The 22,994-nt window shown below is 75.2% G+C and carries 17 protein-coding genes; 7 read left to right on the top strand and 10 right to left on the bottom strand.

The annotated features are described in order from the left end of the window. The first annotated feature begins 19 nt into the window (after positions 1–19). Both ACFVNO_RS28095 and ACFVNO_RS28090 read left to right on the top strand, forming a co-directional pair. Positions 20–2,020, top strand: a complete 2,001-nt coding sequence (locus tag ACFVNO_RS28095) for a glycosyltransferase (RefSeq protein ID WP_378897064.1) — start codon at positions 20–22, stop codon at positions 2,018–2,020. Continuing rightward, positions 2,017–3,678, top strand: a complete 1,662-nt coding sequence (locus tag ACFVNO_RS28090) for a glycosyltransferase (RefSeq protein ID WP_355269640.1) — start codon at positions 2,017–2,019, stop codon at positions 3,676–3,678. Before ACFVNO_RS28095 ends, ACFVNO_RS28090 begins: the two co-directional genes overlap by 4 nt. 58 nt (positions 3,679–3,736) lie before the next feature. Here the strand turns inward: ACFVNO_RS28090 and ACFVNO_RS28085 are convergent, their stop codons facing one another. Next, on the bottom strand, positions 3,737–4,189 hold the full coding sequence (locus ACFVNO_RS28085) for an Lrp/AsnC family transcriptional regulator (RefSeq protein WP_378897060.1): 453 nt from the start codon (positions 4,187–4,189) through the stop codon (positions 3,737–3,739). A 105-nt stretch (positions 4,190–4,294) separates the two neighbouring features. On the opposite strand from ACFVNO_RS28085, the gene ACFVNO_RS28080 reads away from it, so the two are divergent. The 3 genes from ACFVNO_RS28080 (at position 4,295) to ACFVNO_RS28070 (ending at position 8,835) form a co-directional block, all read left to right on the top strand. After that, the gene (locus tag ACFVNO_RS28080; protein WP_378897058.1) at positions 4,295–4,858 is read left to right on the top strand and encodes an RBBP9/YdeN family alpha/beta hydrolase; all 564 of its coding nucleotides are present in this window, start codon (positions 4,295–4,297) and stop codon (positions 4,856–4,858) included. Positions 4,859–5,174: 316 nt separating this feature from the next. After that, positions 5,175–7,169, top strand: coding sequence for a glycosyl transferase family 2 (locus tag ACFVNO_RS28075; RefSeq protein ID WP_355269634.1), 1,995 nt, complete (start codon positions 5,175–5,177; stop codon positions 7,167–7,169). Further along, positions 7,156–8,835 carry a glycosyltransferase gene (locus ACFVNO_RS28070; RefSeq protein ID WP_378897054.1) on the top strand — a complete coding sequence of 560 codons (1,680 nt, stop codon included), beginning with the start codon at positions 7,156–7,158 and terminating at the stop codon, positions 8,833–8,835. Before ACFVNO_RS28075 ends, ACFVNO_RS28070 begins: the two co-directional genes overlap by 14 nt. A gap of 94 nt (positions 8,836–8,929) precedes the next feature. On the opposite strand, the gene ACFVNO_RS28065 is transcribed toward ACFVNO_RS28070, so the two are convergent. From ACFVNO_RS28065 to ACFVNO_RS28050, 4 genes are all read right to left on the bottom strand, one after another. Continuing rightward, on the bottom strand, positions 8,930–9,385 hold the full coding sequence (locus ACFVNO_RS28065) for a MaoC family dehydratase (RefSeq protein WP_355269692.1): 456 nt from the start codon (positions 9,383–9,385) through the stop codon (positions 8,930–8,932). Between the two features lie 68 nt (positions 9,386–9,453). Next, positions 9,454–10,584 (bottom strand): enolase C-terminal domain-like protein, encoded by a 1,131-nt coding sequence (locus tag ACFVNO_RS28060; protein ID WP_355269630.1) that lies wholly within the window; start codon positions 10,582–10,584, stop codon positions 9,454–9,456. Positions 10,585–10,774: 190 nt separating this feature from the next. Then, on the bottom strand, positions 10,775–11,890 hold the full coding sequence (gene ald / locus ACFVNO_RS28055; RefSeq protein ID WP_355269628.1) for an alanine dehydrogenase: 1,116 nt from the start codon (positions 11,888–11,890) through the stop codon (positions 10,775–10,777). A gap of 104 nt (positions 11,891–11,994) precedes the next feature. Continuing rightward, positions 11,995–13,236 carry an amidohydrolase family protein gene (locus ACFVNO_RS28050; RefSeq protein ID WP_378897049.1) on the bottom strand — a complete coding sequence of 414 codons (1,242 nt, stop codon included), beginning with the start codon at positions 13,234–13,236 and terminating at the stop codon, positions 11,995–11,997. 304 nt (positions 13,237–13,540) lie between these two features. Here ACFVNO_RS28050 and ACFVNO_RS28045 point away from each other — a divergent pair, with 304 nt between their 5' ends. After that, positions 13,541–15,679 carry a cytochrome c oxidase assembly protein gene (locus tag ACFVNO_RS28045; RefSeq protein ID WP_378897046.1) on the top strand — a complete coding sequence of 713 codons (2,139 nt, stop codon included), beginning with the start codon at positions 13,541–13,543 and terminating at the stop codon, positions 15,677–15,679. Between the two features lie 94 nt (positions 15,680–15,773). Then, positions 15,774–16,655 carry a TIGR03621 family F420-dependent LLM class oxidoreductase gene (locus tag ACFVNO_RS28040; protein WP_355259623.1) on the top strand — a complete coding sequence of 294 codons (882 nt, stop codon included), beginning with the start codon at positions 15,774–15,776 and terminating at the stop codon, positions 16,653–16,655. 53 nt (positions 16,656–16,708) lie between these two features. Here ACFVNO_RS28040 and ACFVNO_RS28035 read toward each other — a convergent pair whose 3' ends face one another. The 5 genes from ACFVNO_RS28035 to ACFVNO_RS28015 all read right to left on the bottom strand — a co-directional run bounded on the left by ACFVNO_RS28035 (position 16,709) and on the right by ACFVNO_RS28015 (position 22,967). Further along, positions 16,709–17,122: a hypothetical protein gene (locus tag ACFVNO_RS28035; RefSeq protein ID WP_355259626.1), complete on the bottom strand. Its 414-nt coding sequence runs from the start codon at positions 17,120–17,122 to the stop codon at positions 16,709–16,711. A 48-nt stretch (positions 17,123–17,170) separates the two neighbouring features. Continuing rightward, positions 17,171–20,143 (bottom strand): AAA family ATPase, encoded by a 2,973-nt coding sequence (locus ACFVNO_RS28030; protein ID WP_378897041.1) that lies wholly within the window; start codon positions 20,141–20,143, stop codon positions 17,171–17,173. Continuing rightward, the gene (locus ACFVNO_RS28025) at positions 20,143–21,288 is read right to left on the bottom strand and encodes an exonuclease SbcCD subunit D (RefSeq protein WP_355259631.1); all 1,146 of its coding nucleotides are present in this window, start codon (positions 21,286–21,288) and stop codon (positions 20,143–20,145) included. Before ACFVNO_RS28025 ends, ACFVNO_RS28030 begins: the two co-directional genes overlap by 1 nt. 214 nt (positions 21,289–21,502) lie before the next feature. Continuing rightward, entirely contained in the window at positions 21,503–22,162 is a 660-nt protein-coding gene (locus ACFVNO_RS28020; RefSeq protein WP_355259634.1) for a class I SAM-dependent methyltransferase, read from the bottom strand. Positions 22,163–22,250: 88 nt separating this feature from the next. Continuing rightward, entirely contained in the window at positions 22,251–22,967 is a 717-nt protein-coding gene (locus tag ACFVNO_RS28015) for a metal-dependent hydrolase (protein WP_355259637.1), read from the bottom strand. Positions 22,968–22,994 lie beyond the last annotated feature (27 nt).

The raw sequence follows: 22,994 nt of genomic DNA, 5'->3' as shown, positions 1-22,994 counted from the left end.
CGACACCCACGAGGTCTGGATGATCACCACCGCCCTGCGGGACGCCCTGCGCGCCCGCGGCACCGAGACCGCCCTGCTGTGCCACACCGGCGCAGGGGCCCGCGCCCACCTGGAAGGACTGCCGCTCGCCCCGGCGGACGCGGTCGTGGACCTGGACGCCCGCGTCCTGGGCGAGCCCCTGGAACTGCGCAACCTCTGGGAGCGCGACAGCGGCCCCGAGGCCGGGCTGGTCGCGGTCGTCGCCGCGACCCCCGCCGACCTGCACCGCTCCCTGGCCGCCGCGGCCGACCTGCCGCGCGCGGTCCAGGTGGTGGTCGCGATCGTGGACACCCCTGGCCACCAGGAGCCGCCGCTGCCCGCGTCCCCCGGCATGGGCCAGTGGCGCGAACTCCAGGAGGTGCGGGTGCGCCGGGCCGGCCGCCGCGGATGGCTGTGCGAGCTGTTCTTCCCCAACGGGGTGGAGACCCCGCAGGTGCTGGACGCGGTCTGGTCGGGCACCCGGGGGCGGCGCCGGGGGCCGGCGATCTCGCCGCTGGCCGCGCTGTCGGGCCCCGAGGCCGCGCTGTGGCGGCCCGGCGACACCGGCGCCCGCGGCGTGGAGGCGGCCGGGCCGGTGCCGTTGCGCCGGGTGACCCCGGTCGGCGACCTGGCCCTGCGGGTGGGGGAGGGCGCCCCGCCGGAATGGACGGACGAGGCGGTCCCGGTGCTGGACCGGCGCACCACCGGCGCCGACGCCTGGGAGCGGATCGCGGCGCCGGGCGGCGCCCGGGTGCACGAGAACGCGGAGCCCTCGGACATCGCCCCCATCGACGAGCTCTCCGTCAACCCGGTCGGGTTCTCCAAGGACGCCTCCGGCCCGATGGGCGACCTCACCGTCCACGGCGACCGCGCCGTCGTCCGCCAGGGCGAGAAGGATCTGGCCGTCGTCGCCCCGGACGGCACCGTCACCGACGTCGACCTGTCCCGGATCCGGCACCTGCGCGGCGTCCGCGTGGACTGGTCCGGGCACACCGGCCCCACCGCCGCCGTGCGCGCCGTCGCCTCGCTGGCGGCCGGCGGGGTCCCGCTCGTCTCCGGGCCGCCGCCCGCCTGGGCGGCCGCGCTCGGCGCGCCCCTGGCCGATCTGATCACCGCCGCCGACGCCGAGGAGCTGGCCGACCCGCTGCGGCGGGAGGAGTACAGCGTCCGCCTGCGCCGCACCGCCCTGCGCCTGCACGGGTCGCGCTCCCGGTGGCGGGACCTGGGCGCGCAGGCCGGGGTGCCCGTGCCCCCCGCGCCCACGGTGTCCGTGATCCTGTGCACCCGCCGCCCGGAGATGGTCGGGTTCGCCCTCGCCCAGATCGCCCGCCAGCGCGGGGTGGACGTCGAACTCGTCCTCACCCTGCACGGCTTCCCCGCCTCCCTGCCCGAGGTGGCCGCCGCCATCGCCGAGTACGAGGCCACCGGGCGGCCCCTGGTCCTGTGCGAGGCCCCCGCCGACAAGATCTTCGGCTCGGTGCTCAACGACGCGGTCGCCCGAACCTCCGGGACCCTCGTGTCCAAGTGGGACGACGACGACTGGTACGGCCCCGACCACCTCGCCGACCTGGTCCTGGCCCGCACCTACTCCGGTGCCGAGCTCCTCGGCGTCGGGCAGGACTTCGTCTACCTCCAGGAGGTCGACCTGACCCTCTGGCGGGAGGGCCGGTCCGAATCCTCCAGCCGGTTCATCGCCGGGGGCACCATCCTCACGGACCGGGCGGTCCTGGAGGAGGCCGGCGGCTTCCGGCCGGTGCCCCGCTCCATCGACACCCAACTCCTCATCGCCGTCATGCGCGGCGGCGGCCGCATCTACCGCGGCCACGGGCTGGGGTACGTGCTCCGCCGCACCGGCGGCGGCCACACCTGGTCCGAGGACATGGCCTTCTTCCTGCGCAACCGCATCCAACAGTGGTTCGGCTGGCGTCCGAGCGCCCTCCTGGAGGGGGAGCCCGAGCCCTTCGGCCGACCCGTCACCGAGTACACGGGGGGACTCCGTTGACCACTCTGGAAACCGGCCGGGAGCCGGCCGCCGAAACCGCACCGAGAACCCTGCCGCGGGGGGAGGCGGACTTCTCCGGCCAGCCGCGCCTGGTGCGCAACGACTACGCGCCGCTCACCCCGGCCCCGCTGGGCGCGTGGACGCCGACCCTGTCGGTCAGCGTCGTGATCCCCTCCCACGGGCACCCCGAGAAGCTGGCGTTCGTGCTGGCCGCCCTGGCGGGCCAGAGCTACCCGGCGCACCTCATGGAGGTGGTCGTGGTGGACGACGGCTCCCCGGAGCCGCTGGTGCTGCCGCCGGTGCGCCCGGAGAACACCCGGCTGATCACCTCCGCCCCCGGCGGCTGGGGGTCGGCCCACGCGTTCCACACCGGCGTGGCCGCCTCCTCCGGGCAGGTGATCCTGCGGCTGGACGCCGACATGCTGGTGTACCGCGAGCACGTGGAGTCGCAGATGCGCTGGCACCACCTCGTGGACTACGGGGTGGCCATGGGGCACAAGCTGTTCGTGGACTTCGACCCCGGAGCGATGACCCCCGAGCACGTGCGCGACGAGGTCGCCGCGGGGCGGGCGGAGAAGCTGTTCGACCGCGAGGGCGCCGACACGCACTGGGTCGAGAAGATCATCGACGGCAGCAACGTGCTGCGGACCGCGGCCCACCAGGCCTACCGGGTGTTCACGGGGGCGACCGGCTCGCTGCACCGGACCCTGTTCGACGCCGCGGGCGGCATGGACGCGGAGATGGTGCTGGGCGGCGACACCGAGTTCGCCTACCGGGTGTCCCAGCAGGGCGCGGTGTTCATCCCCGACCTGGAGACCAGCAGCTGGCACCTGGGGCGCTCCCAGATGCAGACCCGCCGGGACGCGGGGATGCGCTACCGCACCCCGTACGTGTCCAACCGGGTCCCCGACTTCCGGCTGCGCCGCAAGAACCCGGACCGCTCCTGGGAGGTGCCCTACGTCGACGCGGTCATCGACGTCCGCGGCCGCACCCTGGAGGACGCGGAGGCGACCGCCGCCGCCCTGCTCAACGGGACCACGCCCGACCTGCGCCTGTGGCTGGTGGGGCCGTGGGGGGAGCTGACCGACGGGCGGCGCTCCCCGCTGGACGAGGAGCTGCTGGACCTGCGGCTGATCGGCGAGTCGTTCCGGGGCGACCCCCGGGTGAGGCTGGTCGAGGAGGCCCCCGAGCCCGACCCGCGGGTCACCTTCGTGCTGCACGCCCCGGCGGGGACGAAGCTGACGGACACGGCCGTGGCCGACATGGCGGAGCTGGCCAACAAGGAGCGCGCGGGCCTGCTGTGCGCCCCGCCGCCCGGCGCCACGCGCGCCGAGGACGGGGTGCTGCGCCTGGAGCGCCGGGCGGCCTTCGCCCGGGTCCGGCACCTGTCCCCGGACGCGGACGGCGCGGCGGCGGACCGGGCGGTGGAGGAGCTCTACGGCGCCCACTGGCTGTCGGGGGAGGCCTTCACGGTCCCCGAGCCCGAGCCGGGCGCCCCGGCCCGCAAGAACGAGAGCCCGGAGGCGCTGCGCCGCAAGCTGGAGCAGGCGCAGGCGGAGGTCGAGAAGCTGCGGGCCCGCGCCCGCCGCGCGGAGCGCAAGCTGCGCTGGTTCACGCCGGGCGTGGGCCGCCGGGTCCTCCGCAAGATCGTCCGCTGAGCAAGGGGCCGCCCTCCGGGGCGGCCCCTCTTCACTCGGCGGGAATCCCCTCCGTCCGTCACGCCGTCGACCCGGCGTCGGCCAGCGGCTTCCAGGGGTAGCTGCGGAGCACGAGGGACGTGGTGACGGGGCCGTAACGGGCGAGCGCGTCGACGACCTCCTCCAGCCGCCCCGCCTGAGGGCAGTAGACGTCGAAGATGAGGCAGTCCTCCCCGGTGACCCTGAGGGTGGAGGCGATCTCGGGGGTCCGGGAGGCGAAGTCCAGGGCGTGTGAGAGCCGGGCGTGCGTGGCGCGCAGCCGGATGACCGCGTGGATGTTCAGGCCGAGGGCCGCCGGATCGACCACCGCCCGGTAGCCGGTGATGACACCTCTCCTCTCCAGCCTCTGGATGCGCGCGCTGGCCGCGGGCTGCGAGAGCCCGACCCGGCGCCCCACCTCCGCGCCGCTCAGCCGGCCGTCGGTCTGGAGCAGGGCGAGGATGTCCTGGTCCAGCCGGTCGAGTGATTCCATCGTCGTCCGCACCGTTTCCTTTGAGATCGCTCGGGTCACCACCACCGCCCTGATACATCCAGCAGAATCTGCTCCGGGCGCCCCCCTGATCGTGGGGAGCGGCGAATGAAAGGGCGGGCAGTGGTCGCGTACGTCATCATCCCGGGTATCGACGGCTCGGACGGCCGGCACTGGCAGACCCTGTGGGAACGGGACCGGGGCGCCGCGGCGGTGAGGATCTCCCCGGACTCGTGGTCCGCCCCCGATCTGGACGACTGGGTCGGCGCCGTCCAGGAGGCCTACGACGAGGCCTCCGGCCGGGACGGCCGCGTCGTGCTGGTGGCCCACAGCCTGGGCTGCTGGGCCGCGTCCGCCTGGCTGGACGGGAACCCCTCGAGTCCGACGGCCGGTGCGTTCCTGGTCGCACCGCCCGACCCGCGCGGGCCGGCGTTCCCGCGCCGGGCGGCCGCGACCTTCGTCGAGGTGTCGGCGCGACCGCTGCCGTGCCCGGCACTGGTGGTGGGCAGCACCGACGACCCGTACTGCTCCCCCGAGGCTGCCGCCGGATTCGCGGAGCAGTGGGGGGCGCGGTGGCACCCGGCGGGCGCGTGCGGGCACATCAACTCCGCCAGCGGCCTGGGCCCGTGGCGGCACGGCCGTGAGCTCCTGGACTCGCTGACCCGGCGGTGATCGGGCACCCAGGGGACGTACGGCCACCGGTACGGTCCCGCGGTCCCCTTCCGGACAGGGAGGTCCGCCGCCGGCGCACGCCGGTGCGCCGGGGGCGGGCACCGGTGGGCGCGGGCGGAGCCCTCGGGCCGGGGTGCGGCGACGCACCTGGGGCCGCTTTTCGGGGTGGCTTTTTTGGGGGTTTCGGGATGCTCCTGAGCAGTGGTTATGACAACACGCGCACGATAGGGCACTAAAAGTTACAAGCGTGTCTAGTATGAGGCCTCGTGGTCGGTTAGTGCCGGCTCTTTGTCGCCGAGACGATCGAGGTCGCCCGATGATCACCTCCGCCGTCCGCCAGGCCCTGCGCACACGCGGGGACGAGCCCGCCGTGCTGTGCCTCATCGGGGACCTGGGCCCCGACCGGGCCGAGCTCGCCTCGCTGCGCCTGAGAGCGAACGATCTGCGGATCGACCTCGACGCGCACGGCATGGGCCGCCCGGTGGAGGTGCCGGGCGTGGGCGGCGAGGGGGAGTCCGCCTCGACCGGCCTCACCGTCGTCGTGGCGGGCGGCCTCACGGACCTGCGGCGGGCCGTCACCGTGGCCACGCAGCTGCCGCCGACCGCCCACCTGCTCGTGGTGGTGCGGCACATCCCCGCCCACCTGGGGCCGCTGGTGCCCGCGCCGCCCACCATCGACGAGTGGAACGACCTCCACGAGCTGCGCGTCCGCCGCTTCGACCACCGCGGCTGGGCCTGTGAGCTGTGCTTCCCCAGCGGCGTCTCCGTCGCCGAGGCCCTGGCCGCCGTGGTGCACGGCGCGCGCGGGCGCAGGCGCGGGCCCGGCATCGGGGTCCTGGGCGGGCTGCACGGCACCGACGCCGCGCTGTGGCGCCCCGGCGACGTGGCCGTCCGGGGTGTGAGCGCCACCGGGCCGGTGGCGATCGACCGGGTCACCCCGGTCTCCGACGTGGTGCTGCGCCTGGACGACGGGGAGGGCCTGCCGTTCTGGGAGGACGTGGAGGTCCCCGTCGTGGACCGCCCCGCCCCCGTGGCCGCGGTTCCCGAGGCGCGGGTGTACGCGGGCGACCCCGTCACCCGGGTCGCCCCCATCGACGACCGGTTCGTCAACCCGATGGGGTTCACCAAGAAGACCAAGGGCCCGCTGGGCGAGTTCGCCGAGGCCGACGGCCGCCTGGTGGTCCGCGACGAGACCGGCGTCCTGGTGCGCCCCGCCCTGGACGGGACCGTCACCGAGAACGACCTGGAGCGCATCCGCCACCTGCGCGGCGTGCGCGTCTCCTGGCCTGCCCGCGGCGACGCCTCGGCGGTGCGCGCCATCGCCTCGCTGGCCGCCGGCGGTGTCCCGATCGCCGGCGATCCCGCCCCCGCCTGGGCCGCCGGGCTGGGCGCGGACCTGATCGACCTGATCCCCTCGGTCGGCGAGGACGTGTTCACCGACGCCCTGCGGAGGGAGGAGCACAGCATCCGCCTCCGGCGCGCCGCCCTGCGCACCCACGGGGTGCGCACCCGGTGGCGGTCCCTGGCCGCCGAGGCCGGGCTGCCGGTCCCGCCGGACACCCGGGTGTCGGTGGTGCTGTGCACCCGCCGCCCCGACCTGGTCGGGTTCGCCCTGGCCCAGATCGCCCGCCAGCGCCACGTCCGCTTCGAGACCGTGCTGGCCCTGCACGGCTTCCCCGCCGGGCTGGTGACCGCCGAGATCGCGCGGTTCCGGGCCACGGGGATCCCGCTGGTGGTCCACGAGGCCGACGGGGGCACGGTGTTCGGCGCCGTCATGAACGAGGCCGTCGACCGCGCCTCCGGGACGGTCATCGCCAAGTGGGACGACGACGACTGGTACGGCCCCGAGCACCTGTCGGACCTCATGCTGGCCCGCACCTACTCGGGTGCCGACGTGGTCGGCATCAGCCAGAACTTCACCTACCTGGAGGAGCTGGACCTGACCGTGTGGCGCGGCTACCGGTCGGAGGTGCCCAGCCCCGCGATCGTCGGCAGCACCATCCTCGCCGACCGGGTCGTCATCGAGGACGTGGGCGGCTTCCGCCCCCGCCCCCGCGCCATCGACAGCCAGTTCCTGCTCGCCGTCACCCGGTCCGGCGGCCGCGTCTACCGCACGCACGGGTTCGGCTACCTGCTGCGCCGGGCGGGCGGCGGCCACACCTGGAACGTGGACCTGGGCTACTTCCTGCGCAACCACACCGAGCAGTGGATCGGTCGGCGCCCCAGCGCCCTGCTGGAGGGGGAACCCGCCCCCTTCGGCGACCGCGCCCACACCGAGCAGCACACGGGGGGACACGTTGAGCACTTCTGAGAGCATCCCGCGTCAGCACGGCCCGCGGCCCGTGGTGGACTTCGCCGACCAGCCGCGCGTGCGCAGAAACGAGTACGGACTCCTCGACCCGCCCGCACTGGGCGGGTGGGAGCCGAGCCTGACGGTCTCGGTGGTCGTCCCGGCGCACGGCCACCCCGAGAAGCTGGCCCTGGTGCTGGCGTCGCTGGCCGGGCAGAGCTACCCCGCCCACCTGACGGAGGTGGTCGTGGTGGACGACGGCTCCCCGGAGCCGCTGGTGCTGCCGCCGGTGCGCCCGGAGAACACCAGGCTGATCACCTCCGCCGCCGGGGCGTGGGGCTCCGGGCACGCGGTCAACACCGGTGTCGCGGCCTCCTCGGGGCAGGTGGTCCTGCGGCTGGACGCCGACATGCTGGTGTACCGCGAGCACATCGAGGCGCAGATGCGCTGGCACCACCTGGTCGACTACGCCGTGGTGCTGGGCCACAAGCTGTTCGTGGACTTCGACCCGTCGATGACGGCGGGCGCCCTGGACCCGGAGCGGGTGCGCGAGGAGGTGAGCGCCGGGCGGGCCGGGACGCTGTTCGACCGGGAGGCCGCCGAACCGCACTGGGTCGCGGAGTTCATCGGGCACTCCGAGGGGCTGCGCACCGCCGGGTACGGCGCCTTCAAGGTGTACGTCGGGGCCACCGGCTCGCTGCACCGCGGCCTGTTCGAGGAGGCCGGGGGCATGGACCCGGACCTGGTCCTGGGCGGGGACAGCGAGTTCGGCCACCGGCTGGCCGAGCGGGGGGCCCTGTTCGTCCCCGACGACGAGGCGGACTCCTGGCACCTGGGCCGGTCCCAGATGCAGGACAGGCGCAGCGCGGGCATGCGCTTCCGCGCGCCCTACGTCGCCAACCGGGTGCCCGACTTCCACCTGCGCAACAAGGGCCCCGCCCGGGTGTGGGAGGTGCCCCGGGCCGAGGTGGTCGTGGACGCGGCGGGCCGCACCCTGGAGGAGGTCGACGCCACCGTCGCCCCGCTGCTGGCCGGCACCGCGCCCGACGTGCGGGTGTGGCTGACCGGGCCGTGGGAGGAGCTGTCGGAGGGGCGCCGTTCGCCGCTGGCGGAGGAGCTGCTGGACCTGCGGCTGATCCGCGAGACCTACCGGGCCGACCTGCGCGTGCGGTGCGTGGAGGAGGTGCCCGCCCCCGACGGGCGGGTGCCGTTCCGGCTCCACGTGCCCACCGGGGTGCGCCCGCTGCCGGGCATGGTCGCCGACCTGGTCCGGCTGGCCGACCGCAAGTCGGCCGGGCTGGTGTGCGCCCCCGTGCCCGGAGCGCTGCGGGCCGGCGACGGGGTGCTGCGCCTGGAGCGCTCCGCCGCCTTCGCCCGGGCCCGCCACCTGTCGCCCAAGGCGGAGGGCACGGGCCTGGACCGGGTGGTGGAGGAGACGGGCGGCCTGCAGTGGACGTCCGCCAACCGGTACGTGGAGGTCCCCGAGGACGCCGAGGCCACCTGGGGCACCGTGCTCGCGGAGCCGGCCGCGGAGCCCGAGCAGACCCCGGTCGAGCTGCGCGCGGAGCTGCGCCGGGCCCACCGGGAGATCGACCGGCTGCGCCGCCGGGCCGAGCGGACCGAGCGCAAGCTGCGCTGGTTCACCCCGGGGCTGGGCCGCCGCCTGCTGCGCCGCATCGCCCGCTGAGCGGGGAGCGGAGAGGGGCGCCGGGGGGCATCCCCGGCGCCCCCGTCCGCGCGGGGCGGCGTCAGGGCACCCAGAGCGTCAGGGCCCCAGGGCGTCAGGGAACCCAGAGGCCGAGGGACTCGGCGACCAGGGCCGGGCGCTCCTGGCCCTCGATCTCCACCGTGTGCCTGGTGGTGACCAGGTACCCCTTGGGGTTCTCCTGCACCGAGAGGACCTCCACCCCGTCGCGCAGCCGCGAGCCGACGGTGACGGGCTGGAGGAAGCGCACCTTGTTCAGGCCGTAGTTGATGGACATCGACGGCTTCTTCTCGATCCGGATGACCGACTGCGAGAAGTGCGCGAGCAGGGACAGGGTGAGGAACCCGTGCGCGATCGTCCGCCCGAAGGGGCCCGCGGCGGCCTTCTCCTCGTCGATGTGGATCCACTGGTGGTCCTCGGTCGCGTCCGCGAACCGGGTGATCCGTTCCTGGTCGACGGTGATCCAGTCGGTGTACCCCAGGTGCTCGCCCTGGGCGGCGATCACCTCGTCGATATCGGCGAAAACGCGCACCACGCCTCCACAGTCCTCGGTCGGATGGTGCGGCAACTCTACCTAACAGTGTTCGGTTATGGGAGGGGTCAACGGCCCCGGACCGCCGTCCGGGTCCCCGAGGCGTCCACCAGCAGCGCCTCGGCGGTCCGCTCGGCCACCGCCGGCCGGTCCACGCCGTGGCCCAGACCGCTCTCGGCCAGGGGGACCGCCACGACGCCCTCGTGCGCGCGCACCGGCGGCGCCACCAGGCCGTCGCGCCCCCGGTGCCCCGCCCCGGGCATCTCCACGGGCAGCGAGGCGCCCGCCAGCGAGGCCAGCGCCACCGTCGCGGCCCGGCCCACCCCGGTCGCCGCCGACGACCCGCACCAGACCTTCCACCCGGCGTCGACGGCCAGGTCGACCGCCCGCCGGGCCGGGGTCAGCCCGCCCAGCCGGGACACGTCCACGTTCACGGCGCTCCCCGCCTCGGCGCCCACCGCCCGCTCCAGGTCCGCCAGGGAGCGCAGCGGCCGGCCCAGCGCCACCGGGGTGCGCAGCTCGGCCGCCGCCCGGGCGTACGCGCCCAGGTCGTCGGCGGGGAAGGGGTCCTCGATCGCCAGCAGCTCCAGCGAGTCCAGCGCCCGCAGCGCCTCCAGGTGTCCCTCCTCCTCGGAGTAGCGGCCGCCCGCGTCGACCTGGAGCACGAGGAACGGGAACCGGGACCGCACCGCGTGCACCACCTCGGTGTCCCAGCCCGGCGCGACCTCCAGCCGGACACGCCGGAAACCCGCGCCCACCTGGCGGTTGACCTCGGTGAACAGCGTCTCCACGCTCACCGTCCGGGGCACCGTCACCCCCGCCGTGAGCGCCGTGCGCTCCCCGCCCAGGGCGTGCGCCAGGGGGGTGCCGCGCTGGCGGCTCCACAGGTCCCAGCAGGCCGTGTCCAGGGCGCCGGCCAGCGCCGGGTCCCAGGGCAGGTCCGCCCAGGCCGCGCCCGCCTGGGTGGGGCGCGCCCACCCGTGGTCCAGCAGCGCCGGGGCGTACGCCGAACGCAGCGCCGCCCACTGGTCGGGGGTCGCCCAGGGCACCTCGCCCCAGCCGCTGACGCCCTCGCCGTCGGCGACGCGCACCAGCACGGGGCCGTCCCCGTCGTCGCGCCGCCCCCGGCCCCGGGGCCGCAGCCGGATCAGTTCGAGTTCGACGATCCGGGTCGCGGTCGTCGAGCCGGTGTGTCCCACGCTGTCCCACCTCGGTCCTCGTGGGCCCGTCTCGGTCCTTCCGGCCCGCGGCCGGACACGGGCTCCGTCCTTCCTCGACGGTACCCGCGCCCGCCCCGGCCGACCACCCCGAGCCGCACGGACCTGCCCGAACGCCCCCGCGCCGTGAGCCCTCCCGGACCCGCGGGCCCGCGGCCGGGAAGGCGGGGCGCTAGACCAGCACCTCGCCCAGGGGGCGGTGCTTGAGGCCGTGGGCCTCGGCCACCGGCGCGGAGACGACCTCGCCCGCGTAGGTGTTCAGGCCGCCCGCCAGCGCGGCGTCCTCGGCCAGCGCCCGCCGCCAGCCCTTGTCGGCCAGCGCCGCCGCGTACCGCAGCGTGTCCTTGGTCAGCGCGTGCGTGGAGGTGTTGGGCACCGCGCCCGGCATGTTCGCCACGCAGTAGAAGACCGTGTCGTGCACCCGGAAGGTCGGGTCGTCGTGGGTGGTGGGGCGGGAGTCCTCGAAGCAGCCGCCCTGGTCGATGGCGATGTCCACCAGCACCGCGCCCGGGCGCATCCGGGACACCAGCTCGTTGGAGACCAGCTTGGGCGCCCGGGCGCCCGGCACCAGCACCGCGCCGATGACCATGTCCGACTCCAGGACCGACAGCTCCAGCTCGAAGGCGTTGGACACCACCGTCTTGACCCGGCCCCGGTACAGGGCGTCGATGTGGCGCAGCTTGTCGACGTTGAGGTCCAGCACGGTGACGTCGGCGCCCATGCCCACCGCGATCTGGGTGGCGTTGAGGCCGGACACGCCGGCGCCGATCACCGTCACGCGGGCCGGGCGCACACCCGGGACGCCGCCCATGAGGACGCCGCGGCCGCCGTTGGGCCGCTGGAGGGTGACCGAGCCGACCTGCGGGGCCAGCCGGCCGGCGACCTCCGACATCGGGGCCAGCAGCGGCAGGGAGCCGTCCGGCAGCTGCACGGTCTCGTACGCGATGCCGGTCACGCCGCGGTCCAGCAGGGCGTCGGTGCACTCGCGGGAGGCCGCCAGGTGCAGGTAGGTGAAGAGGGTCTGGCCCTCGCGCATCCGGTGGTACTCGGCGGCGACGGGCTCCTTCACCTTCAGGATCAGGTCGCCCTCTGCCCACACCTCGTCCGCGGTGTCGAGGATGCGGGCGCCCGCCGCCTCGAACTCCTCGTTCGTGATGGAGGAGCCCAGGCCCGCGTCGCGTTCGACGGACACCTCGTGTCCGCGGCGGGTCAGTTCGTGAACTCCGGCCGGGGTGATGGCCACACGGTACTCGTGGTTCTTGATCTCACGGGGCACGCCGACGCGCACGGTTCCTCCTGGATATCTCCGTTGATACCCCCACTGTCACCGGTGAAGGCACAGCGACACCATCGCCAACCTGACAGCGTGTCGGCGATCTTGTTGACAGGGTGTCAAGCCCAGGTGTGGGGCGGGCCACTGTCGCCCGAGGGCGCGCGCATCCCCGCGACCCAGACCGGGCCGACCTCTCCGACCAGACCCCTACCCGCGTAGGGGCTCCGATCCACGCCCGGGACCGATACCGGCCGTTCCGGGGCGAACGCCACCAGGTCCGCGTCGCAGCCCGGGGCGATGCGCCCCTTGCCCGCCAGCCCCAGCAGCTCCGCGGGCGCCGCCGCCGTCCACCGGGACAGCAGGTCCAGGTCCGCGCCGCGGCGCCGCGCCGCCGTCCACAGCGCGGACAGGCTCCACCGGAGCGTGTACAGCCCGTGCGCGGGCAGGTGCCCGGAGGACACCGTCGTGATCGCCGAGTCCGGTTCCAGCAGGGCGCTCCACAGCGCCTTGCGGTTGGCGTCCGAGCGCAGCGGCGGGCGGCAGGCGTGCGCGGGCGACTCCGGGTCCAGCACCTCCGCGGGCAGGCAGAGGTAGTGCGGACAGGTCTGCGCGCTCAGCCCCACCCCGATCGACCCGGCCGCCGACAGCAGCGCCGCGCACTCCGCGGCGGTGAACGGCACCACGTGCGTGCGGGTCCCCACCGACCGCGCCGCCGAGATCACCCGCTCCAGCCCCCGGCGCTCGGCCCGCGGCGGGCGCTGCTCCGCCGTCAGCGGCGGGGTGCCCAGCTCGCGGGCGTCCTCGGCGTGCACCAGCAGGACCGCGTCCAGCGCCGCCAGCTCCGCCATGGCCTTGCGGAGCCAGGCGTCGTCCAGCGCGGCCATGTCCGGGGCGCCCCCGTCCGACAGCGAGCACTGGAACGCCACCGCGCCCGCCGCCCGCAGGTCCGCCAGGTCCAGGGAGCCGCTGCCCGAGGTGACCCCGCCCAGGAAGTACAGCCCCACCGGCGACCCGGCCGCCGCCCGGCGCTGCGCCTGGAGGTCGTCGGCGCGGATCACCGCGGGGCGCGCCGGGGCGGGGGAGACCACCAGCGTCGTGACCCCGCCGCGCAGCGCCGCGGCACCGGCCTCCCGGTAGCAGTCCGCCGCCTCCAGACCCGGGTCGTACACCCCCGTGCCCAGGTCCACCGCCCCCGGCAGCAGGGCGGTGTCGCCCAGGTCGACCTCCTCGCGGGCCGACCAGCGGACCCCCGGGCCGGCCACCGCCTCGATCCGGCCGTCCCGGACGCCGACCGCGGCCGGGGCGACCCCCTCGGGCGTGACCACCCGCCTGGACCGGATCACGGTCTCGAAATCGGTCATCGCTTCTTCCCCTTCAGGTGTGTGCGACGGCAGGGACGCGAGAGGCGGTGCGGAGAGGGACCGCACGCGGACGACGAGGAAGACGAGGAAGCGGAGGACCTGCGTCTCGACCGGGAGCACCGAGAGTATCGCGAAGAACACGCAAGGGAGGGGCGAACGCCACTTCCCGCCGCGGCCCCGGCACCGCCGGAATCCTCGCCCCACCCCCGACCGGCACCCCGTAGCGGACGGTTTACCCTGGAGTGCGCCGAGCCGCCCCCGACGGCATCCCCCCTGTGAACGACCTCGACGACGGAAGTGGCACGTGGCTCCTCCCGCAAAGATCACCCAGTCCCCGGACCGCGCCGGGGCGCCCCGCACGTCCACGACGGCGGTCCTGGCGGCGGTGGCCGCCCTGCTGTGCCTGGCCGGGCTGAGCATCACCCTGGTCCTGGGCGGCGCCGCGTTCCCCGAGATCATCCCCGGCCTGCCCGACGCGGGCGACGCCGTGCGCTGGGGCCTGCCCCTGTCCAAGGCGGTCATGGACGCCGCGGCCGTCCTCACCGTCGGGACGCTGCTGCTGGCCGTCGTCCTGCTGCCCTCGGACAAGGGGCGGCTGTCCCGCCAGGCCACCGGCTACGTGCAGGCCGCCACCTGGAGCGCCCTGGCCTGGGCCGCGGGCGCCGTGGCCACCCTGTACTTCCAGGCGTCGGAGTTCCTGGCCCGGCCGCTGGGACAGGTCAGCGTCGACGAGGTCACCGCCTACGCCGGATCGGTCTCCGGCGGCATCGCGCTGATGTTCGTCATCCTGCTCACCACGGGCATCCTGCTGTTCGGCCGCACCGTCACCGGCGCGACCGGCGCCCTGTGGCTGCTGATCCTCTCCCTGGTCGCCCTCACACCGCCCGCGCTGACCGGCCACTCCGCCTCCTCCGGGTCGCACGAACTGGCCGTCACCGGCCTGGCCATGCACGTCGTCACGATCAGCGTGTGGACCGGCGGCCTGGCCCTGCTCACCTACCACGCGATGCGCGCGAACGGCGACGCCGTCGAGATCGCGGCCGCCCGGTTCAGCCGCCTGGCCCTGTGGGCCTACATCGGCGTGGCGATCAGCGGCCTGGCCAGCGCCCTGGCCCGGATCGAGTCGTTCGACGCCCTGGTGCGCACCGAGTACGGGCTGATCATCGTCGTCAAGGCCGTGCTGTTCGCCGTCCTGGGGGCGTTCGGGTACCTGCACCGCGAGTTCGCCCTCAAGGGGGCGGACGGCGCCGCCGGCGAGCCGGCCCGGCCCGCCTACCGGCGCCTGCTGTTCCTGCGCATCGCCGCGGTCGAGGTCCTCGTCATGGCGCTCGTCATCGGCGTCTCCGTCGGCCTGGGCCGCACCGCGCCGCCCCCGCCGCTGGACAGCCGGGTGGACCCGGCCGCGCTCATCCTCGGCTTCCCCGTCCCCCCGCCCATGGACCTGGTCAACCTGCTCACCCTGTGGCGGCCGGACCTGTTCTTCATCATGCTCGTGGTCGTCGCCGGGGGCCTGTACGCCGCCGGGGTCACCCGCCTGCTGCGCCGCGGCGACTCCTGGCCGGTCGGGCGGACCGTCGCCTTCGCGGCGGGCCTGCTCACCATCGTGGCCGCGCACCTCAGCGGGTACGCCACCTACGCGATGGTGCTGTTCTCCGCGCACATGATCCAGCACATGGTGCTGTCGATGCTCACGCCGATCCTGCTGGTGCTGGGCGCGCCGGTCACCCTGGCGCTGCGGGCGCTGCGCCCGGCGAAGCGGCGCGGAGACCGGGGGCCGCGCGAATGGCTCAACCTGTTCCTGAACAGCCGGTTCTCCAAGGTGGTCACGCACCCGGCGGTGGCCACGCCGCTGTTCGTGTTCAGCCCCTACGCGCTGTACTTCACCCCGCTGTTCCCGACGCTGATGAACGACCACCTCGGTCACCTGTTCATGGGCGTGCACTTCCTGCTCACGGGGTTCCTCTTCTACTGGGTGATCGTCGGGGTCGACCCGGCGCCCCGCAAGATGCCCTACCTGCTGCGCATCCTGCTCCTGCTGCTGGCCATGGGCTTCCACGCGTTCTTCGGCATCTCGATCATGATGCAGACGGCGCCCATCGCCATGGACTTCTACGGCCAGTTCGACGTCCCGTGGGTCGACGACCTGGCCGAGGACCAGTACGCGGGCGGCGGCGTGGCCTGGGCGCTGGGCGAGATCCCGACGCTCCTGGTCATGCTGGCGCTGGTGGTGCAGTGGTCCCGCGACGACGAGAAGCAGGAGCGCCGCCGGGAGCGGCACGCCCGCCGCGACGGCTCCGAGGACGCCGACCTGGACGCCTACAACGCCTACCTGGCCGAGCTCGACCGCCGGAACAAGGCGATGTCGGGCGCCGAGGCGCCGACCGAGGCCCCGGCCGAGGCGCCCGCCGGGGAGCCGGCGGAGAAGAGGGCCGACGAGGCCTGAGGCCGCACGCGAGGGGCCCGCGGACCGTCCGGTCCGCGGGCCCCTCGCGTGCGGACCCCTGGCGCCGGGGGCGGCGATGATGTCTGATCGGGGCATGAGAAGGATGCGCTTCGGCGTCAACATCATCGACGCGGACACCGCCCGGACCTGGACCGACACCTGCCGCACCGTCGAGGAGCGCGGCTACGACCTGCTGCTGGCCCCCGACCACCTGGACACCGGCGGGCCGTTCACCCTGCTGGGCGCCGCCGCCGCGGCCACCGAACGGCTGCGCCTGGGGACCTACGTGCTCAACAACGAGTTCTGGAACACCGCCCTGCTGGCCCGGGAGGCCGTCACCCTGGACCGGCTCTCCGGCGGCCGCTTCGAGCTCGGCCTGGGCGCCGGCCACATGAAGTGGGAGTTCGAGGACGCCGGGATCCCCTGGCGCGCGCACGCGGAGCGGCTGGCGGACCTGGCCGCCGCCGTGGACGGGCTCGACGCCGGGCTGGGGGAGGACCGCCCGCCGCTGCTCATCGGCGGGCACGGCACGGCCACCCTGGCCCTGGCCGCCGAACGCGCCGACATCGTCGGCGTCGCCGGCCTCACCCAGCGCAAGGGGGCCCGCATGGGCGTCTTCCGGGTCGGGGGCGCCGAGGAGACCGACGAGCGGGTCGCGCTGGTGCGCGAGCGCGCCGCGGGGCGCGACATCGAGCTCAGCGTCCTCCTCCAGCACGTCGAGGTCACCGACGACGTCGAGAAGAGCGCCGCCGCACTGGTGAAGCTGGTGGGGCCGGGCGTCGTCCCCGACCACGAACCGCTCTGGGAGAACCCCTACCTGCTCATGGGCACCCCGCAGGAGATGGCCGACGCCCTGGTGCGGCGCCGGGACCGCTACGGCTTCACGCACGTGGTGGCGCTGGGCGGGCGGGGCGACGACGCCCTCGCCGAGGTCATCCCGCTGGTCCGCGCCCGCGAGGCCGCCGAGGGCCGCTGAAACGGACGGGGCCCGCGGACCGGACGGTCCGCGGGCCCCGGGGTCTCAGGGGTTCAGACGAACAGGGCGGCCAGGCCGGCGGTGACCAGGCCCAGGGCCAGGCACAGCACCAGGCCGACGGCGAACACCGGCAGCGAGGGCCGCAGCACCGTCCCGGCGCCGCCCTGGCGCCTGGCGACCAGCGGCGACAGGCCGATGTTGACCGCGGCGGCGATCGCCGCCACACAGGCGGCCACCGCGAACGCCCGCCAGAAGCCCGCCCCCGACGCCAGCACGTTGATCGCGGCCAGCGTCGGCACCGCCACCAGCAGCGCCAGGGCGGCGGCCGCGAAGCCCCGTTGGACCCCGGGCGAGATCCCGCCCGCGCGGCCCGAGGCCACCAGGAGCAGACCGACCAGGGCCGCCATCATGATGGCGCCCACGATTCCGAACACAGCGATGTCCACCAGCGAATTCACGCTGGTCATTCTCCCACCGGTCCGCCGGCCCCCGTCCCCGGGATGCTCCTACCGGCGTCAGCCGGCGTGCCGGATGTGGGACCCGGCGGCGGTCTTGACCACCTGGAGCCGCCCGGTGATGCGGTGGCGCAGGTCGGCGACGTGGCTGACCACGCCGACGGCGCGGCCGCCGTCGCGCAGCCGGTCCAGCACGTCCATGACCTCCTCCAGGGTGTCCTCGTCCAGGGTGCCGAACCCCTCGTCCACGAACAGGGTGTCGATGTCGGCCCCGCCGGCCTCCGCGCTCGCCACGTCGCCCAGCCCCAGGGCCAGCGCCAGCGAGCTGAAGAACGTCTCGCCGCCCGACAGGGTGGCCGGGTCGCGTTCGGCGCCGGTCCAGGCGTCCACCACCCGGATGCCCAGCCCGCCGGCCTTCTGGGCCCGGCCGTCGCTGACCGTCTTGTCCACGGTGTAGCGCAGCTCGTAGCGCCCGTCGGACATGGTGTACAGCCGGTCGTTGGCGGCCGCCACCACCTGCTCCAGCCGGGCCGCCAGCACGTACGCGGACAGGCGCACCCCGTCGGTGTTGTCCTTGGCCGTCCCGGCGGTCAGCGCCCGCATCCCCTCGGCGATCCGGTACCGGCGCAGCACCGGGCCGCAGTCGTCCAGCCGCGAACGCAGCTCCGCGCGCAGGGCCGCCAGCCGGTCCGCGCGCTGGCGCCACAGCCCGCGCAGGGTCACCGCCCGCTCGGCGGCCAGGGCGGCCTCGTCGGCGGCGGCCTTGAGCGCGGACAGGTCCGGGGGCGGCAGGTCGGCGACGGCGGCCAGCTCGGGGTCCTCCAGAGTCGCCCGGACCGCCGCCAGGGCGTCGTCGTGCAGGCGGGCCTGGGACCGCAGCTCCCGGCGCTCGCGCTCGTCCAGGGCGGCCGAGCGGGCCGCGGCCCCGTCGGCGAACCCGGCCCCGGCCAGCGCCTCGGCCAGGGCCGCCTCGGCCGTGTCCAGCTCGCCCGCGGCCCGCCCGTGCTCCTCCACGGCCGCGGCGGCCTCCGCCAGCAGCTCGGCCTCGGCGTGCAGGTCCTGCACCCGGGCGTCGAGGTCGACGTCCTCCCCGCCCAGCGCCTCGTGCAGGGCGGCCGCCAGTCGGTCGCACTCCTCGACCGCGCCGTCGCGGTGGGCGGCGGTCTCCGACCGCCGCCGGGCCTGCTCGGCCTCGTGGGCCCGGGTCCGCTCCAGGCGGTCGGCGAGCCCCTCCAGCTCCTCCTCCGTGCGCCGCGCCTCGTCGACGGCGGCGCGGGCCTCGTCGCGCTGCCGGGTCAGCTCGGCCACCTCGGCGGCGGCCGTGCCGGGGTCGCGCCCCTCGGCGCGCTCCAGCGCGGCGGCGGCCCGCTCGCGCAGCGCGGCCACCCTCTCCTGGGCGGCGGACCGGCGCTGGGCGGCCTCGTCCGCCGCGGCCTGGGCGGCGCGCTCCTCCCCGGCGGTGACCAGGGAGCCGGTGGCGGCCAGGGCCGGGGCCGGGTGCTCGGCGGAACCGCACACGGCGCACGGCTCCCCCTCCGCCAGCCCCAGGGCCAGTTCGGCGGCCATGTGGGTGATCCGCCGTTCGCGCAGGGACAGCACGTGCTCGCGGGCGGCCTGGGCGGCGTCCACGGCCTCGCGGTGCGCGGCCTCGGCCCGCTCCAGCTCGGCGGACAGCCGGCCGTGCTCGGCGGCGGCGTCGCGGCGCTGCACGGCGGCGGCCAGCGCCGCCTCGGCCGCCTCCACCCGCCCCGCCCGGCCCTGCGCCTCGCCCAGGCGCCCGCCCAGGTCCGCGATGGCGGCGGGCAGGTCGGCCAGGTGCGTGCGCACCCGCTCCAGGGTCTCGTCGATCCTGGCCAGGTGCCGGTCGAACCGGGCGATCGCCTCGCGCCGCTCCCGCAGCCGCCGCGCGTCCGCGCGCAGGCGCTCGGCCCGGGCCAGGGAGTCCCGGCACCCGCGTTCGGCGGCGCGCAGCTCCGGCGCGCCCGCCGCGGACGCGATCGCCGCGGGCAGCAGGGACCGGGCCTGGTCCCGGACCAGCGCGGCCTTGGCCAGGGCGGTGCGCCGGGCGTCGCGTTCGTCGAGCAGCGGGAGCACGGCGGCGGCCCGCTCGGCGGCGGCCAGCCCGGCGTCGACCCGGGCGCGCCACTCCGCCTGCTCCAGCAGCTCGTCCAGCCCGGCCCGGGCACGGGCCAGCCGGGTGCGCCGCCGGTCCAGGGCCTGCGCCTCGGCCAGGGCGCGGGCGGCCTCCTCCCGGGCCTCGGCCACGGAGTCCACCACCGGGGCGACCTCGTCGGCCACGGCCGCGGTCAGCGCCGACAGCTCGCTCGCCCAGGCCCACAGCTCCTCGGTGTCCTCCGGGGCGGTGGAGCGGCCGGTCTCGGCGATGCGCCCTGCGCTCTCGCGGACCCTCAGGTCGGCGGCCTCCACCTCCCGGCGCAGCCGGGTCGCGTGCTCGGCGAACCAGTCCTCCAGCTCCCGGAACACGCCGGTGTTGAAGATCCGCTCCAGCGAGGCGCGCCGGTCCTTGGCGGAGGCGCGCAGGAAGCGGGAGAACTCCCCCTGGGGGAGCAGGACGATCTGGCAGAACTGGTCCAGGGTGAGCCCCACCAGGTCGCCGATGAACTGCCCGGCCTCGTCCGGGCGGGTGGTCACGCCCTCCCAGCGCTCGCCGACGAGCTCCTCGACGACGACCTTCTGGTTCTCCACCAGGGTGCCCGAGCCCCGCTTCTTGGGCCGCTCCCAGCGCGGGAACCGGGTGACGCGGACGCGGCGGCCGCGCACCGTGCACTCCAGGCGCACCTCGGGGCGGCGGTCCAGGGGCGCGTGGTGGCTCTTGTAGGAGTCGTCCTTGCCGCGGGCCCCGGGCAGGGAGCCGTACAGGGCGAAGCAGACGGCGTCCAGCACCGAGGTCTTGCCCGCCCCGGTGGGCCCGTGGATCAGGAACAGCCCGTTGGCGCCGAGCCGGTCGAAGTCCACGGTCTCGGTGCCCGCGAACGGCCCGAAGGCCCGGACGGTCAGGGTGTGCAGGCGCATCAGCGCAGTCCTTCCCGGAGTCGGACCTCTTCGACGGCGGCCTCGACCAGGGCCGTCTCCTCGGGGGTGGCGGGGACGCCGCGCGCCCACTCCACGAAGTCGCCGATCACCGCGCGCTCGGCCCGTCCCGCCACCGGCGCGGCCACCGGCCGGGTGGCGGGGGCGCCGCCCTCGGGGGCGAACTCCAGCACCAGCGTGTGCGGGAACCGCTCGCGCAGCCGGTCCATCGGCTGGGCGGGGCGGCGGGGGTCGGTGAGGGTGATCTGGAGCCAGTGGCCGGTGTACCGCTCCCATCGGGGGTCGCCGAGCAGGTCGTCGATGCGGCCGCGGATCCGCGCCAGCGGCCGGGGCACGGGGGCGTCGACGAACTCGACCCCGCCCAGGCCGTCGGCGTCCAGGTCCACCAGCCAGTACCCCTTGCGGTGGTGCTCCTCGGAGAAGGAGTAGGCCAGCGGGGTTCCGGAGTAGCGGACCGCGGGGGTGAGGGTCTGGCGCCCGTGCAGGTGGCCCAGGGCGGTGTAGTCGACGCCGGCGTACACGGAGGCGGGCACGTGCGAGGCGCCGCCCACGGAGATGTCGCGTTCGCTGTCGGAGGGCTCGCCGCCCGCGACGAAGGCGTGCGAGAGCACCACGGAGCGGGTGCCGGGCCGCCGGGCCAGGTCGGCGCGGACCAGGTCCATGGCGTGCCCCAGGACCGCCGGGTGCCCGCGCTCGTCCAGCCCCCAGTGGTGGCGGGCGATCTCCGGCTCCAGGTAGGGGATGCCGTAGAACGCGACGGGTCCGTGCCGGTCCTCGATGAGCACCGGTTCGCCGATGCCGTCCAGCGTGCCGCGCAGGTGGATCCCGGAGGCGTCGATGAGCCCGGAGGCGAACGACAGCCGGGCCGTGGAGTCGTGGTTGCCCGCGATGAGGACGGCCCGCGCGCCGGTGTCCCGGATGCGCCCCAGCGCCCGGTCGAAGAGGCGCACGGCGTCCACCGGCGGCAGGGCCCGGTCGTAGAGGTCGCCCGCCACGAGCACGACGTCGACCGCCCGCTCCCGGACGGTGTCGACGAGGTGGTCGAGGAAGGCGGCCTGGGCGTCGAGGAGGTTCTCCCGGTGGAAGGAGCGGCCCAGGTGCCAGTCGGAGGTGTGCAGCAACCGCATGGAACCGGACACTATCGAAGGGGCGACGGTTCCGGGTGGGGAAACCGTCGCCCGGGGAGGCGATACCGCGCACAGCCGTACGGGCCGTACGGACGGCGCCGCGCCGCCCGGTGCCCGCTGTTGAACGCTCTCCTGTGCCGCCGGGGGTCCGTGAGGTCCCCGCCCTCGAGGGGCGCAGGGCACGAACCGGAGCGGAGGTTCAGGAGAGCACGGCTCAGTTCTTGCGGGCCAGGGTCAGGCCGTCGCCGATGGGGAGCAGGACCTGGGTGACCCGGTCGTCGGCGACCAGGCGGGCGTTGAAGTCGCGGATGCCCTGGACGCGCGCCGTCGTGTCGGTGCCGTCGACCACACGGCCGTGGGAGAGCGTGTTGTCGGCCAGCAGGATCCCGCCGGCGCGCATGCGCGGGACGAGCTCCTCCCAGTAGTCGACGTAGCCCTCCTTGTCCGCGTCGATGAAGGCCAGGTCGAACCGGGGCTCGGCGGGCAGGGCGCGCAGGGACTCCAGCGCCGGGCCCAGCCGGAGGGTGATCCTGTCGGCGACCCCGGCCCGCTCCCAGTAGCGGCGGGCGACGGAGGTCCACTCGTCGCTGACGTCCAGGGCCAGCAGCGTGCCGTCCTCGGGCAGGCCGCGGGCCAGGCAGATCGACGAGTAGCCGGTGAAGGTGCCGATCTCCACGGCGTCGCGGGCACCGGAGATCCGGGTGAGCAGGGTGGTGAACGTGCCCTGCTCGGGCCCGATCTGCATCCCCTTGCTCTCGGGGAACAGGCGGGCGGTCTCCTCGACCAGGTCGGCCAGCACGCCGTCGACCGGAGTGCCCTGTGCGACGAGGTATTCGTACAGTTCCGGGGTGAGGCTCTCTGTGGTTCGTGTCACGGCGCCCACCCTAGCCCGGGCCCGGGTCCGGACGGCGAAAGGCCCCGCCGACACGGGCGGGGCCGGGGAACGGGGGAGCCGGGCGGGGTCAGCGCCCTTCGGGGAGCAGGGCCGGCCAGTCGAAGAGGTAGATGGAGCCGACGATCACGCCGACCGTGAGCAGGGGGGTGACCACCTTCTGCTCTACCGGGCCGTCGGTCTTGAAGCCCAGGTTCTGGCCGATGCGCTTCTTCCAGAACGGCCAGAAGATCGGCACGCCCATCTTGGTGATCATGTCGCCGAGGAAGTGCAGGACCACACCGAAGGCGACCGCCAGCCCCAGCCAGGTGTAGTTGGTCCCGGCGGAGAACAGGGCCAGGGTGATCGCCGCCGTCGCCAGCGCGTTGATGACCCCCGACGCGGTCCGGTTCTTGTCCAGTCCGAAACCCAGGCCCTGGAGCGCGATGCCGATCAGCAGGAACACGAAGATCTGCACGGCCAGCTCCGACCACAGGGCCAGGAGCTGCACGATCACGCCCATGAGGACCGCGAAGAAGAAGGAGTGGGTGCCCATCCGGTGGCCGCCGAAGAGGAACGACAGCATGTCGCTCAGCACCTCGGTGACCTTGCCGTAGGTCTTGGTGACCGTCGCGCTCTTGTGGTCCACGTCCGGGAGCAGGGCCGCTCCCGCGCACACCAGGGAGCCGGCGATGATCTCGCTCGGGCCGAGGTTGAAGTCCAGACCCAGGAATTGCGTCCCCTGGACGAGCGGTACGACCGCCATCCAGCCGACCACGCCGCTCAGTGCGTGAGAGTGCCCCATCATGGCGGGAACCGTAGCGGAGTACGAACA

The organism is Nocardiopsis sp. NPDC057823, from assembly GCF_042797335.1.
GTDB classification, from domain to species: Bacteria; Actinomycetota; Actinomycetes; order Streptosporangiales; family Streptosporangiaceae; genus Nocardiopsis; species Nocardiopsis changdeensis.
Note: the sequence above shows the minus strand (reverse complement) of the source record. Positions and strands in the feature narration are given on the sequence as shown.

Coding starts and splice junctions, on each gene's coding strand:
- ACFVNO_RS28095 (WP_378897064.1), top strand. CDS start 20: ATGATCACCACCGCCCTGCGGGACGCCCTGCGCGCCCGCGGCACCGAG.
- ACFVNO_RS28025 (WP_355259631.1), bottom strand. CDS start 21,288: ATGCGGTTGCTGCACACCTCCGACTGGCACCTGGGCCGCTCCTTCCAC.
- ACFVNO_RS28050 (WP_378897049.1), bottom strand. CDS start 13,236: ATGACCGATTTCGAGACCGTGATCCGGTCCAGGCGGGTGGTCACGCCC.
- ACFVNO_RS28085 (WP_378897060.1), bottom strand. CDS start 4,189: ATGGAATCACTCGACCGGCTGGACCAGGACATCCTCGCCCTGCTCCAG.
- ACFVNO_RS28080 (WP_378897058.1), top strand. CDS start 4,295: ATGAAAGGGCGGGCAGTGGTCGCGTACGTCATCATCCCGGGTATCGAC.
- ACFVNO_RS28015 (WP_355259637.1), bottom strand. CDS start 22,967: ATGATGGGGCACTCTCACGCACTGAGCGGCGTGGTCGGCTGGATGGCG.
- ACFVNO_RS28075 (WP_355269634.1), top strand. CDS start 5,175: ATGATCACCTCCGCCGTCCGCCAGGCCCTGCGCACACGCGGGGACGAG.
- ACFVNO_RS28035 (WP_355259626.1), bottom strand. CDS start 17,122: ATGACCAGCGTGAATTCGCTGGTGGACATCGCTGTGTTCGGAATCGTG.
- ACFVNO_RS28040 (WP_355259623.1), top strand. CDS start 15,774: ATGAGAAGGATGCGCTTCGGCGTCAACATCATCGACGCGGACACCGCC.
- ACFVNO_RS28030 (WP_378897041.1), bottom strand. CDS start 20,143: ATGCGCCTGCACACCCTGACCGTCCGGGCCTTCGGGCCGTTCGCGGGC.